The following is a 13,530-nucleotide window of genomic DNA, read 5'->3' on the forward strand; positions in this document are numbered from 1 at the left end:
TTCCGGCGGGATGGCAACTTCGCGCGACCAACCTCTTGACAGTGGGTGTCCGCAGGGAGACAGTTTGGTCGGTCGTTGCTTATAGCGAAGAGAGTTGCGTAATGCGCAACTCAAGTGGCGGCTTGGCCCCCCGGGTCTCGCCCGGGCTGGGGTGAAGTTCCCTCCCTCCCTCCCTCCCTCGTCGATCGCTCCGGGGAGCGATCGACGTCCTCCCGCCATCCAGAACATCAGGCCGAAGATCCCGAAGATCCCGAAGATCGCATTCGGCCGTCCCCTCGACGAGGAGATCGACCGTGACACACGAGGTACGCGCCGTCGTCGCCCGGCAGAAGGGCGCACCGGTCTCGTTGGAGACCATCCTGGTGCCGGACCCCGGCCCCGGTGAGGCCCTGGTGCGGGTGCAGGCCTGCGGCGTCTGCCACACCGATCTGCACTACCGGGAGGGCGGGATCAACGACGAGTTCCCCTTCCTGCTCGGCCACGAGGCGGCCGGTGTCGTCGAGTCGGTCGGCGAGGGCGTCACCGACGTCGCGCCCGGCGACTTCGTCGTCCTCAACTGGCGTGCCGTCTGCGGCACTTGCCGGGCGTGCGGCAAGGGCGAGCCGTGGTACTGCTTCGCCACGCACAACGCCACCCAGCCGATGACCCTGGCCGACGGCACCCCGCTCTCCCCAGCCCTCGGCGTCGGCGCCTTCGCCGAGAAGACCCTGGTTGCCGCCGGCCAGTGCACCAAGGTCGACCCGGCCGCCCGGCCCGCCGCGGCCGGCCTGCTCGGCTGCGGGGTGATGGCCGGGTTCGGCGCCGCGGTCAACACCGGCGGCGTGGGCCGCGGTGACTCGATCGCGGTGATTGGCTGCGGCGGCGTGGGCATGGCCGCGATCGCGGGCGCCAAGGTGGCCGGTGCGAGCCGGATCATCGCAGTGGACCTCGACGAGCGGAAGCTGAAGTGGGCCGAGCAGTTCGGCGCCACCGACACCGTCGACTCCTCCCGGACCGACGCCGTCGAGGCGATCCGTGAGCTGACCGGTGGCTTCGGCGCCGACGTCGTGGTGGACGCGGTGGGCCGCCCCGAGACCTTCAAGCAGGCCTTCTACGCCCGCGACCTGGCCGGCACCGCCGTCCTGGTCGGCGTCCCCACTCCGGAGCTGACCCTCGAGCTGCCCCTGCTGGACGTCTTCGGCCGCGGCGGGGCGCTGAAGTCGTCCTGGTACGGCGACTGCCTGCCCTCCCGGGACTTCCCCGCCCTGATCGACCTCTACCTCCAGGGCCGCTTCGACCTGGGCGAGTTCGTCACCGAGACCATCGCCCTGAACGACGTCGAGGCCGCGTTCGCCAAGATGCACCACGGCGACGTCCTGCGCTCGGTGGTGCTCCTGTGACCGCGCGCATCGAACGACTCGTCACCTCCGGCACCTTCGAACTGGACGGCGGCAGCTGGGAGGTGGACAACAACGTCTGGCTGATCGGCAACGACGACGAAGTCCTCGTCATCGACGCCGCGCACGACTCCGACGTGATCGCCGCCGCCGTCGGCGACCGCCGCCTGGTCGCCGTCGTGTGCACCCACGCCCACAACGACCACGTGGGCGCCGCTCCCGCCCTGGCCGCCCGCTACGGCGCGCCCATCCTGCTGCACCCGGCCGACGCGGTGCTGTGGAAGACGGTGCACGGCATGCGGGTGCCCGACTTCTGGGAGCTGATCGACGGCGAGGAGCTGACCGTCGCCGGCACCGCACTCCAGGTGCTGCACACCCCCGGCCACTCGCCCGGCTCCGTCTGCCTGTACGCGCCGGAACTGGGCGCCCTGTTCTCCGGCGACACCCTCTTCCAGGGCGGCCCCGGAGCCACCGGCCGCTCCTTCTCCGACTTCGACACGATCATCGCCTCCCTCCAGGAACGGCTGCTCACGCTCCCCGCCGACACCACCGTCCATACCGGCCACGGCCCCACCACCACGATCGGGGTCGAGGCACCCCACCTCGACGAGTGGATCGCCCGCGGCCACTGATCCCGTCCGTCGCCTCAGTACCAAGGCCTGTCACCGCACTACGAACCTGGAGGAAGACCATGGCGGCACAGCCGAAGGTGGTCATCATCGGCGCCGGCATCGTCGGGTGCGCCCTCAGCGACGAACTGGCCGCACGGGGCTGGACGGACGTCACCGTTCTGGAGCAGGGCCCGCTCTTCGCCACGGGCGGCTCCACCTCACACGCCCCCGGTCTGGTGTTCCAGACCAACGGCTCCAAGACGATGACCGAGTTCGCCCGGTACACGGTCGAGAAGTACAGCGCGCTGACCCTGGACGGGCAGTGGTGCTTCAACCAGGTCGGCGGCCTGGAGGTGGCCACCAGCCCCGAGCGCCTCGCGGAGATCCAGCGCCGGCACGGCTGGCTGAACTCCTGGGGCGTGGAAAGCCGCCTGCTCACGCCCGAGGAGTCCGCCGCACTGCACCCCCTGCTGGACCCCGAGCGAATCCTCGGCGGCTTCCACATCCCCAGCGACGGCCTGGCCAAGGCGCTCCGGGCGAGCGAGGCCCAGGCCCGCCTGGCCGCGGCCCGCGGCGCCCGCTTCCACCCCCACCACACGGTGACCGGCATCGAGACGACCGGCGACCGGGTCAGCGCGGTCGTCACCGACCAGGGCACCTTCCCGGCCGACATCGTGGTCTCGTGCGCCGGGTTCTGGGGGCCGAGGATCGGGCGGATGGCCGGGCAGCCGGTGCCCCTGGTGCCCATGGCCCACCAGTACGCCCGCACCACCGAACTCCCGCTGCTCGCCGTCCGCAACGACGAGCGCACGGAGGCCTCCCTGCCGATCCTGCGCAACCAGGACGCCGGCCTCTACTACCGCGAACTCGTCGACCGCATCGGCATCGGCTCCTACGCCCACCGCCCCATGCCCGTCTCCCTGGACGAGGTGGCGCACCCCAGCGAATCCGCGATGCCCTCGTCCCTGCACTTCACCGAGGCCGACTTCGAGGGCGCCTGGGCCGACTCCCTCGCGCTGCTGCCCTCCCTCGCCGACACGAAGATCGAGGAGGGCTTCAACGGCATCTTCTCCTTCACCTCCGACGGCATGCCGCTGATGGGCGAGTCGCCGAAGGTGCAGGGTTTCTGGCTCGCGGAGGCCGTCTGGGTCACCCACTCGGCCGGCGTGGCCAAGGCGATGGCCGAGTGGCTGGTCGACGGCCGCCCCGGCACCGACGTCCACGAGTGCGACGTCAACCGCTTCGAGGAGGTCCAACTGGCCCCGTCGTACGTCATGGAGCGCAGCTGCCAGAGCTTCGCCGAGGTGTACGACATCCTGCACCCGCTGCAGCCCGCGCAGCGCCCACGCCCGCTGCGGACCAGCCCCTTCCACGCCCGTCAGGAGGCCCTCGGCGCGGTGTTCCTGGAGGGCGGCGGCTGGGAACGCCCGCACTGGTACGAGGCCAACGCCGACCTGCCCGAGGTGGCCCGCGTCCCCGGCCGTAACGACTGGGCGTCCCGCTACTGGTCGCCGATCGCCGGTGCCGAGGCCCTGGTCACGCGTGAGCGCGTGGCCCTGTACGACATGACCCCGCTGAAGCGGCTGGAGGTCACGGGCCCCGAAGCGCTCGCCTTCCTCCAGAGACTGACCACCAATCAGCTGGACAAGCCGGTCGGCTCGGTCACCTATACCCTGCTGCTCGATGCCGCCGGCGGTGTCCGCAGCGACCTGACCATCGCCCGCCTGGAGACCGAGCGCTTCCAGATCGGCGCCAACGGCAACCTCGACCTGGACTGGCTGCTCCGGCGACTGCCGAGTGACGGCTCCGTGCAGGTACGGGACATCACCGCCGGCACCTGCTGCCTCGGCCTCTGGGGCCCGCGCGCCCGCGACCTCGTCCAGCCGCTCACCGACACCGACTTCTCGCACAAGGGCTTCGGCTACTTCAAGGCCAAGCAGGCCTACCTGGGCGACGTCCCGGTCACGGCGATGCGGCTGAGCTACGTCGGGGAGCTGGGCTGGGAGATCTACACCACCGCCGACCTCGGCGCCAGACTGTGGGACACCCTGTGGGAGGCCGGGCAGGAGCTGGGCATCATCGCCGCCGGCCGCGGCGCCTTCAACAGCCTGCGCCTGGAGAAGGGTTACCGCTCCTGGGGTCATGACATGACCACCGAGCACAACCCCTACGAGGCCGGACTCGGCTTCGCCGTCCGCCGCGACAAGGACCACTTCACCGGCAAGGCCGCCCTGGAGGGCACCAGCGACGAGACGGTCACTCGCCGGCTCACCCCGCTGGTCGTCCAGGACGAGCAGTCCGTGGTCATGGGGCACGAACCGGTGTACGTGGCCGGTCGCCCGGTCGGCTACGTGACCAGCGCCGCCTACGGCTACACCATCGGTGCGCCTATCGCCTACGCCTGGCTGCCCGCCGAACACGCCGCCCCCGGAACCCCGGTGGAGATTGAGTACTTCGGCGCCAAGGTCCCGGCCGTCACCGCCGCCGAGCCGCTCTTCGACCCCGAGATGTCCCGCATCCGGCGCTGAACCGGCGACGAGCGCGGACCGAACGCCACCTCATCGAAGTTCGTGCCCGTGACCGCCCGCCGCGTGCGCGTCCGAGTCTCCCGAATCCGAGTCTCCCGAATCCGAATCTTCCGAATCTGCATCTTCCGAAGGTGACACGATGACCATCACGAACCTGCCGCCCAGCCTGATCCCCACGCTGTCCGGCGAGTACTACACCGACCCCGAGGTCTTCGCCCAGGAGCAGGAGCGGGTCTTCGAGGCCATGTGGTTCTGCGTGGCCCGAGCCCCCGAGCTGGCCAAGCCCGGCGCCTTCGGCACGTACCAGGTCGGACGTGAGAGCGTGCTCGTCTCCCGCTCGCGGGACGGCTCGATCAAGGCGTTCCTCAACATCTGCCGGCACCGCGGCGCCAAGCTGTGCACCGAGGAGTCCGGCGAGGTCAAGCGCGCCTTCCAGTGCCCTTACCACGCCTGGACCTACGGCCTGGACGGCAAGCTGGTCGCCGCCCCCAACCTGACGTCCATGCCGGACATCGACCGGACCGAGTACGGCCTGATCAACGTCCATGTGCGGGAGTGGCTCGGCTATGTGTGGGTGTGCCTCGCCGACGAGCCGCCGTCCTTCGAGGCCGAGGTGATGGGCGCGGTCGTCGAGCGGCTCGGCGACGTCGAGTCGATCGAGCGCTACGGCATCGACGATCTGAAGGTGGGCCGCCGTATCACCTACGACGTGAAGGCCAACTGGAAGCTCATCATCGAGAACTTCATGGAGTGCTACCACTGCGCCACGATCCACCCCGAACTCACCGAGGTGCTCCCGGAGTTCGCGGACGGCTACGCCGCCCAGTACTACGTCGGCCACGGCGCCGAGTTCGGCGAGGACGTCCAGGGCTTCACGGTGGACGGCTCCGAGGGCCTGGACCGCATCCCGGGCGTCGCCGAGGACCAGGACCGCCGCTACTACGCCATCACCGTCCGGCCGCAGGTCTTCATCAATCTCGTGCCCGACCACGTGATCTTCCACCGGATGTACCCGCTGGCACCCGACCGCACGGTCGTCGAGTGCGACTGGCTGTACCTGCCGCACGTCGTAGAGAGCGGCAAGGACGTGGAGCGTTCGGTGGAGCTGTTCCACCGGGTCAACCAGCAGGACTTCGACGCCTGTGAGCGCACCCAGCCGGCGATGAGCTCGAAGGCGTACTCCAAGGGCGGCGTGCTGGTGCCCAGCGAGCACCACATCGGCGAGTTCCACACCTGGCTGCAGAACAAGCTCGAGGTGCGTCCCACGCACTGACCCCACCCCAGAACGCCCGCCCACCTGCTGTTGCGGCCCCTCCGGCAGGTGGGCGGGCCATTGGGCTGCCCCGCTGTACGGGTTGCGCATAGTGCAACATTGAGCGTCATCGGAAATTGATATGCGACGCCTCCCTTGACAACGCCCGCACCGCGCGGAAAGCATGTTGCGTATAGCGAATATCGTTGTGTTATGCGAGACAACTCCCGTCTGGAGTCGGCATGAGGAGCATCACCGTCGTCGGAGCGTCGCTGGCAGGACTGAGCACGGTCCGCGCGCTGCGCGCAGAGGGCTATGACGGCGAGATCGTCGTCGTGGGGGAGGAGCGCCACACCCCCTATGACCGGCCCCCGCTGTCCAAGGACTTCCTCAAGGGAGACATCGACGCCGAGGGGCTCGCGCTCGGCGACGCCGACGAGTACGAGGTCCTGGACGCGCAGTGGCTGCTCGGCGAGCGCGCCGTGCGGCTCGACCCCGTCGCCCGCACCGTGACCCTGGCCAAAGGACGCCATGTGCGCACCGACGGCATCGTCATCGCGACCGGCGCCAGCCCCCGCACCCTCCCCGGCGCCGACGGGCTGGCCGGTGTCCACACCCTGCGCACCCTGGACGACGCCCAGGCCCTGCGCGCCGAACTGCTCGACGGCCTGCCCAGGGTCGTCGTCATCGGCGCCGGGTTCATCGGCGCCGAGGTGGCCTCCACCGCGCACCGGCTCGGGCTCCACGTCACCGTCGTCGAGGCACTCCCCGTACCCCTGGAGCGCCAACTCGGCCGCGAGATGGGGCTGGTGGTCTCCTCGCTCCACAGTGATCACGGGGTTCAGCTGCTGTGCGGAACCGGCGTGGCGGAACTGATCGGCGAGGGCCGGGTCACGGGCGTACGGCTGACGGACGGGCGGGTGCTGCCCGCCGACATCGTCGTGGCCGGCGTGGGCGTGCGGCCCAACACCGACTGGCTCGCCGGCTCCGGTGTGCAGGTGGACGACGGCGTGGTGTGCGACGCCGGCTGCTCGACCGGCGTCCCGGGCGTGGTCGCCGTCGGTGACGTCGCCCGCTGCCCCAACCCGTTCACCGGACGGCACGCCCGCATCGAGCACTGGAGCAGCGCCACCGAGCAGGCGAAGACCGCCGCCCGCACCCTGCTGACCGGTTTGTCGGCCCCCGCCCCGCTCACCGCGCCGTACTTCTGGTCCGACCAGTACCAGTCGCGCATCCAGGTCGCCGGATACGTCGCCCCCGGCGCCGAGCCCGAGGTCGTCGAGGGCGACCTCGGCAGCCGTACCTTCACGGCCGTCTACCGGCGCGAGGGCACCCCCGTCGCCGTGCTCTCCCTCAACCAGCCGAAGTTCTTCAACCGGCTCCGCCGCACTCTCGTCCCCGCCGCCGCGGCCGTCGTGTCATGACCTCCGCGCCCCGCCTCTCCCTGGAATCCGCAGGGGAGACCGCCCCGAGCATTCCGCGCCACCTGCGTTACACCTGGGACCACGAGTGGCTGGTCGTGGACGAGGGCAACGCCACCGTCGGCATCACCGCGTTCGCGGCGAAGGCCCTCGGTGACGTGGTCGACCTCCGGCTGCCCGCGGTCGGTTCCTGGGTCGAGGCGGGGGAGAGCTGCGGGCGGATCTCGTCACGGACCGCCGTCAGCGGCCTGTACGCACCCGCCTCGGGCCGGGTCCTGGAAGTCAACACCGCGCTGGCCGACGACCCCGGCGTCGTCAATGCCGCCCCCTACACCGGCGGCTGGCTGTTCCGGCTGCGCGTCGAGAACATCGCCGGCGCGCTGTCCGCCGATGCCTACGCCGCCCACTGTGCCCACACCCAAGGAGACCGCCGATGACCCTGTTCAACCAGCCCCTGCACGAGCTCGACCCGGAGGTAGCCGCCGCGGTCGGCGCCGAGCTGGAGCGCCAGCAGTCGACCCTGGAGATGATCGCCTCCGAGAACTTCGCGCCGGTCGCAGTGCTGGAGGCGCAGGGTTCGGTTCTGACCAACAAGTACGCCGAGGGCTATCCGGGCCGTCGTTACTACGGTGGCTGTGAGCACGTCGACGTCGCCGAGCAGATCGCCATCGACCGGGTCAAGGAGCTGTTCGGCGCCGAGTACGCCAACGTGCAGCCTCATTCCGGTGCTTCGGCCAACCAGGCCGCGCTGTTCGCGCTGGCCCAGCCCGGCGACACGATCCTGGGTCTGGACCTGGCGCACGGTGGCCACCTCACCCACGGCATGAAGATCAACTTCTCGGGCAAGCAGTTCAACGTCGTCCCGTACCACGTGGACTCCGAGTCAGGTCTCGTGGACATGGCGGAGCTGGAGCGGCTCGCCAAGGAGCACCGGCCGAAGGTGATCATCGCCGGGTGGTCGGCGTACCCGCGGCAGCTGGACTTCGCCGAGTTCCGGCGGATCGCGGACGAGGTCGAGGCGTACCTGTGGGTGGACATGGCGCACTTCGCCGGTCTGGTCGCGGCGGGCCTGCACCCGAACCCCGTCGAGTACGCGGATGTCGTCACGTCCACGACGCACAAGACGCTGGGCGGGCCGCGCGGCGGCATCATCCTCGCCAGGCAGGCCTTCACGAAGAAGCTGAACTCGTCCGTCTTCCCGGGCTTCCAGGGCGGTCCGCTGGAGCATGTGATCGCGGCCAAGGCGGTCTCCTTCAAGGTCGCCGCCAGCGAGGAGTTCAAGGAGCGTCAGCGTCGTACGGTCGAGGGTGCGAAGATCCTCGCCGAGCGGCTGACGGCCGACGACGCCCGTGAGGCCGGGGTGAACGTGCTCTCCGGCGGCACGGACGTGCACCTGATCCTGGTCGACCTGCGCAACTCCGAGCTGGACGGGCAGCAGGCCGAGGACCGGCTCCACGAGGTCGGCATCACGGTCAACCGCAACGCCGTCCCGAACGACCCGCGCCCGCCGATGGTGACCTCGGGTCTGCGCATCGGCACCCCGGCCCTGGCCACCCGCGGCTTTGCGGCCGAGGACTTCGCCGAGGTCGCCGACGTCATCGCCGAAGCGCTGAAGCCGTCGTACGACACGGTCGCCCTCAAGGCCCGGGTCAAGGCGCTGGCCGACAAGCACCCGCTGTACCCCGGCCTGTAACCGACCCCCTCCCGCAGGGGCGTGCCGTGACCGCTCGGCACGCCCCTCCAATCCCACGGAGTATGGCGTGGCAATCAGCGTCTTCGACCTGTTCTCCATAGGCATCGGCCCGTCCAGTTCGCACACCGTCGGTCCGATGCGCGCCGCGGGGATGTTCGTGGCCCGGCTGAAGCAGGACGGCGTGCTCGCCCAGACCGCCGCCGTACGGGCCGAGTTGTTCGGCTCCCTCGGCGCGACCGGCCACGGCCACGGCACCCCCAAGGCGGTACTGCTCGGCCTGGAGGGCTACGAGCCGCACACGGTCGACGTCGCCCAGGCCGACCTGGACGTCGAGCGGATCCGCAGCACCGGACGCATCCGCCTCCTCGGTGCCGAGATCGGCCCGGCCCACGAGATCGACTTCGACGCCTCGACGCAACTGGTCCTGCACCGCCGACGGTCGCTGCCGTACCACGCCAACGGCATGATCCTCTTCGCTTACGACGGCGACGGCGTACCGCTGCTGGAGAAGACGTACTACTCGGTCGGCGGCGGTTTCGTGGTCGACGAGGACGCGGTCGGCGCGGACCGGATCAAGCCCGACGACACGGTGCTGACCCACTCGTTCAGCACCGGCGACGAACTGCTGCGTCTGACGAGGGAGACCGGTCTGTCGATCTCCGCGCTGATGCTGGAGAACGAGAAGGCCTGGCGCACCGAGGAGGAGATCCGCGCGGGCCTGCTGGAGATCTGGCGGGTCATGGAGGCCTGTGTGGCACGCGGGCTGGGCCGCGAGGGCATCCTCCCCGGCGGTCTGAAGGTCCGTCGGCGGGCCGCGGCGGCAGCCCGGGCACTGCGCAGCGAGGGCGACCCGGCGGGCCGCGCCATGGAGTGGGTGACCCTTTACGCGATGGCCGTGAACGAGGAGAACGCGGCCGGGGGCCGGGTCGTCACCGCCCCGACGAACGGTGCGGCCGGCATCATTCCCGCCGTCCTGCAGTACTTCCTCGACTTCGTGCCGGGTGCCGACGAGGACGGCATCGTGCGCTTCCTCCTCGCGGCGGGCGCCATCGGCCTGCTCTTCAAGGAGAACGCGTCCATCTCCGGCGCCGAGGTCGGCTGCCAGGGCGAGGTCGGCTCGGCCTGCTCGATGGCCGCCGGTGCTCTCGCCGAGGTCCTCGGTGGCAGCCCCGAACAGGTCGAGAACGCCGCCGAGATCGGCATGGAACACAACCTCGGCCTCACCTGCGACCCGGTCGGCGGCCTCGTCCAGATCCCGTGCATCGAGCGCAACGGCATGGCCGCGGTCAAGGCCGTCACCGCCGCCCGCATGGCCCTGCGCGGCGACGGCCGCCACCACGTCTCCCTCGACAAGGTCATCAAGACCATGAAGGAGACCGGCGCCGACATGAAGGTCAAGTACAAGGAGACCGCTCGCGGCGGCCTCGCCGTCAACGTCATCGAGTGCTGAGGAGAGAGACGGACGGAACAGGGGAAAGGGCCGCAGCCATGCTCATCGACACCTACGGCCGAGTCGCCACCGACCTGCGGGTCTCGTTCACCGACCGGTGCAACCTGCGCTGCACGTACTGCATGCCGGAGGAGGGCCTGCGCCGGCTGGCCGGGCCCGACCTGCTCACGGACGACGAGGTCGTACGGCTCGTCCGGATCGCGGTCACCGAACTCGGCGTGGACGAGGTCCGGTTCACCGGCGGTGAGCCGCTGCTGCGCCCCGCCGTCTTCAAGGCCCTGACCCGGCGCGACCGCCACCGAGACGTGCTGGCGGGCCTTGCGGCGGCCCGCGCCGCCGGGCTCACCCCGGCGAAGGTCAACGCCGTCCTGATGCCCGGCCTCAACGACGACGAAGCGCCCGAACTGCTCGCCTGGGCCCTGCACAACGACTACGAACTCCGGTTCATCGAGCAGATGCCGCTCGACGCCCAGCACGGCTGGCAGCGACGGCATGATCACCGCCGGGGCCGTCCTGGAGAGCCCGCGCACCCGTTTCACGCTCACCCCCGAGCCGGACGAGGCTCGCGGCTCCGCACCCGCCGAGCGCCGGCTCGTCGACGGCGGCCCGGCCCGGGTCGGCGTCATCGCCTCCGTGACCCGCCCCTTCTGCCGCGCCTGCGACCGCACCCGGCTCACCGCCGACGGTCAGGTGCGTGACTGTCTGTTCGCCCGGGAGGAGTCCGACCTGCGCGCGGCACTGCGCTCCGGGGCGGCGGACGAGGAGATCGCGGGGCTGTGGAAGCGCGCGATGTGGGGGAAGAAGGCCGGCTCCGGACTCGACGAGCCCTCCTTCCGGCAGCCCGACCGGCCCATGTCGGCCATCGGGGGCTGACGCCCGAGCCCGCAGGGGGGAACGACGTCCACCGACAGAACTGGGAGTGAGGCCATGGGACGGGTCACCGAGCGACGGCGCGTGGTGCGCATCCGGGACGGCGCGCTGAACACGCGCCCGGACACGCTGGTGGCGGAGGAGCCACTGGAGATCCGGCTCGGCGGCAAGCCCCTGGCGATCACCATGCGCACTCCCGGGGACGACTTCGCGCTCGCCGCCGGCTTCCTGGTCAGCGAGGGCGTCGTGAGCCGCGCCGAGGACGTGGCGAACATCGTGTACTGCGCGGGCGCCACCCAGGACGGCTCGAACACGTACAACGTCGTCGACGTGCAACTCGCCCCCGGCGTACCGCTGCCCGACATCACGCTCGAACGCAACGTGTACACCACATCGTCGTGCGGCCTGTGCGGAAAGGCCAGCCTGGACGCCGTACGCACCACGGCACGCTGGCCGATCGCCGATACACCCCCGGTCCGGGTCACCCCGGAACTGCTGGCCGAGCTGCCCGGTCAACTCCGGGCGGCGCAGCGGGTGTTCGACCGCACGGGCGGTCTGCACGCCGCCGCGCTGTTCTCGCCCGAGGGCGAGCTCCTCGACCTGCGCGAGGACGTCGGCCGGCACAACGCCGTCGACAAGCTGATCGGCCGCGCGCTGCGGAACGGCGAACTGCCGCTGTCCCACGCCATCCTGCTCGTGTCCGGGCGGGCGTCCTTCGAGCTGGCGCAGAAGGCGGTCATGGCGGGCATCCCGGTGCTGGCGGCGGTCTCGGCGCCGTCCTCCCTCGCCGTGGACCTGGCGGCGGAGACGGGGCTCACCCTCGTCGGCTTCCTGCGTGGCAGTTCCATGAACGTGTACGCGGGCGAGCAGCGCCTCGACCTGCGTGCGCGGGCAACGGCAGGGGCCGATACGTGACCCGGCTCGAGGGGATCCAGCGCAGCCGCACCCACGGCAGCACTCTCGTCGCCCCGCCCCGCCCGCGGCGCCCCGGCGCCCACGACCGCCCCCGCCGCGTCGCCATGCTCAGCGTGCACACCTCGCCGCTGCACCAGCCCGGAACCGGCGACGCGGGCGGCATGAACGTCTACATCGTCGAACTGGCCAAGCGCCTCGCCGCCATCGACATCGAGGTGGAGATCTTCACCCGGGCCACCTCCGCCGCACTCCCGCCCACCGTCGAACTCGCGCCCGGGGTCCTCGTACGGCACGTGGCCGCCGGACCCTACGAAGGCCTGGCCAAGGAGGACCTCCCGGCGCAGCTCTGCGCCTTCACGCACGGCGTCACGCAGGCCTGGGCCGACCACCGTCCAGGCCACTACGACCTCGTCCACTCCCACTACTGGCTCTCCGGCCACGTCGGCCGGCTCGCCGCCGAGCGCTGGGGCGTCCCGCTCGTCCACGCCATGCACACCATGGCCAAGGTCAAGAACGCCAACCTGGCCGACGGCGACCCCCCCCGAGCCCGCCGCCCGTGTGCTCGGCGAGACCCAAGTCGTACGGGCCGCCGACCGGTTGATAGCCAACACCGACAAGGAGGCGGACGAACTTCTCCGTCACTACGACGCCGACACCGCCCGGGTCGCCGTCGTCCATCCCGGTGTCAACCTCGAGTGCTTCCGCCCCGACGCCCGGGGTGTCGAGGCCGGACGTGCCGCCGCCCGGTCCCGCCTCGGCCTCCCGCAGGACGCGCTGATCCCGCTGTTCGTAGGGCGCATACAGCCGCTGAAGGCGCCCGATGTCCTGCTGCGCGCGGTGGCCCGGCTGCTGGCGGAGCGGCCGTGGCTGCGGGAGCGGATCGTGGTGCCGGTCGTGGGCGGGCCCAGCGGCAGCGGCCTGGCCAAGCCGGAGGGGCTGCAGAAGCTGGCGGCCCGGCTCGGCATCGGTGACGTCGTGCTGTTCCGGCCGCCGGTCGGGCAGGACCGGCTCGCCGATTGGTATCGGGCGGCCTCCGTCCTGGTCATGCCGTCCCACAGTGAGTCCTTCGGACTGGTGGCCGTCGAGGCACAGGCCTGCGGCACCCCGGTGATCGCCGCCAAGGTCGGCGGGCTGCCGGTGGCCGTACGAGACGGCGTGAGCGGCGTTCTCGTACCCGGGCACGACCCGGCGGACTACGCGCGGGCGCTCTACGGCTTCGTCGACGACCCGGCCCGCTCGGCCCGGATGAGCGAGGTCGCGGTCCGGCACGCCCGGTCCTTCGGCTGGGCCACGGCCGCGACGGCGACGGCGGACGTCTACACGGCGGCCCTGCTGCGGCGAGGCCGCGCTTCCCGCACGGTCGGCGAGGGACAACTCCAGTAGCCGCGGCCCGAACTGCTGTCCGGGCGGGCCG

General features: G+C 71.0%; 9 protein-coding genes and 2 pseudogenes. All 11 read left to right on the forward strand.

Annotated elements, in window-relative coordinates; all coding sequences use genetic code 11:
• Positions 1-293: 293 nt before the first annotated feature.
• On the forward strand, positions 294-1,379 hold the full coding sequence (locus ACTMVF_RS31940) for an S-(hydroxymethyl)mycothiol dehydrogenase (protein ID WP_441274559.1): 1,086 nt from the start codon (positions 294-296) through the stop codon (positions 1,377-1,379).
• Complete coding sequence (locus tag ACTMVF_RS31945; RefSeq protein ID WP_441274560.1) at positions 1,376-2,008, forward strand: MBL fold metallo-hydrolase; 633 nt, start codon at positions 1,376-1,378, stop codon at positions 2,006-2,008. The genes ACTMVF_RS31940 and ACTMVF_RS31945 overlap by 4 nt, the downstream gene beginning before the upstream one ends.
• Before the next feature lie 59 nt (positions 2,009-2,067).
• Positions 2,068-4,515, forward strand: coding sequence for a GcvT family protein (locus ACTMVF_RS31950; protein WP_441274561.1), 2,448 nt, complete (start codon positions 2,068-2,070; stop codon positions 4,513-4,515).
• A gap of 139 nt (positions 4,516-4,654) precedes the next feature.
• Positions 4,655-5,788 (forward strand): aromatic ring-hydroxylating oxygenase subunit alpha, encoded by a 1,134-nt coding sequence (locus tag ACTMVF_RS31955; protein WP_441274562.1) that lies wholly within the window; start codon positions 4,655-4,657, stop codon positions 5,786-5,788.
• A gap of 221 nt (positions 5,789-6,009) precedes the next feature.
• Entirely contained in the window at positions 6,010-7,191 is a 1,182-nt protein-coding gene (locus ACTMVF_RS31960) for an NAD(P)/FAD-dependent oxidoreductase (RefSeq protein WP_441274563.1), read from the forward strand.
• Positions 7,188-7,625: a glycine cleavage system protein GcvH gene (gene gcvH, locus ACTMVF_RS31965; RefSeq protein ID WP_441274564.1), complete on the forward strand. Its 438-nt coding sequence runs from the start codon at positions 7,188-7,190 to the stop codon at positions 7,623-7,625. Before ACTMVF_RS31960 ends, gcvH begins: the two co-directional genes overlap by 4 nt.
• The gene (gene glyA, locus ACTMVF_RS31970) at positions 7,622-8,881 is read left to right on the forward strand and encodes a serine hydroxymethyltransferase (protein ID WP_441274565.1); all 1,260 of its coding nucleotides are present in this window, start codon (positions 7,622-7,624) and stop codon (positions 8,879-8,881) included. Before gcvH ends, glyA begins: the two co-directional genes overlap by 4 nt.
• Before the next feature lie 67 nt (positions 8,882-8,948).
• Positions 8,949-10,331, forward strand: coding sequence for an L-serine ammonia-lyase (locus ACTMVF_RS31975; protein WP_441274566.1), 1,383 nt, complete (start codon positions 8,949-8,951; stop codon positions 10,329-10,331).
• A 38-nt stretch (positions 10,332-10,369) separates the two neighbouring features.
• Positions 10,370-11,204, forward strand: a pseudogene (locus tag ACTMVF_RS31980) (GTP 3',8-cyclase MoaA).
• Between the two features lie 54 nt (positions 11,205-11,258).
• Positions 11,259-12,116 (forward strand): formate dehydrogenase accessory sulfurtransferase FdhD, encoded by an 858-nt coding sequence (gene fdhD / locus ACTMVF_RS31985; protein ID WP_441274567.1) that lies wholly within the window; start codon positions 11,259-11,261, stop codon positions 12,114-12,116.
• Positions 12,113-13,499: pseudogene (mshA, locus tag ACTMVF_RS31990) on the forward strand (D-inositol-3-phosphate glycosyltransferase). Before fdhD ends, mshA begins: the two are co-directional and overlap by 4 nt.
• Positions 13,500-13,530: the final 31 nt, after the last annotated feature.

Origin of the sequence: Streptomyces sp. SD31, assembly GCF_052068475.1 — a bacterium.
In the GTDB taxonomy this organism is placed as follows: domain Bacteria; phylum Actinomycetota; class Actinomycetes; order Streptomycetales; family Streptomycetaceae; genus Streptomyces.

What these genes read in the sequence shown, in the direction of transcription:
- ACTMVF_RS31950 (WP_441274561.1), top strand. Translation starts at nt 2,068, where the DNA reads ATGGCGGCACAGCCGAAGGTGGTCATCATCGGCGCCGGCATCGTCGGG.
- gcvH (WP_441274564.1), top strand. Translation starts at nt 7,188, where the DNA reads ATGACCTCCGCGCCCCGCCTCTCCCTGGAATCCGCAGGGGAGACCGCC.
- ACTMVF_RS31955 (WP_441274562.1), top strand. Translation starts at nt 4,655, where the DNA reads ATGACCATCACGAACCTGCCGCCCAGCCTGATCCCCACGCTGTCCGGC.
- ACTMVF_RS31960 (WP_441274563.1), top strand. Translation starts at nt 6,010, where the DNA reads ATGAGGAGCATCACCGTCGTCGGAGCGTCGCTGGCAGGACTGAGCACG.
- fdhD (WP_441274567.1), top strand. Translation starts at nt 11,259, where the DNA reads ATGGGACGGGTCACCGAGCGACGGCGCGTGGTGCGCATCCGGGACGGC.
- glyA (WP_441274565.1), top strand. Translation starts at nt 7,622, where the DNA reads ATGACCCTGTTCAACCAGCCCCTGCACGAGCTCGACCCGGAGGTAGCC.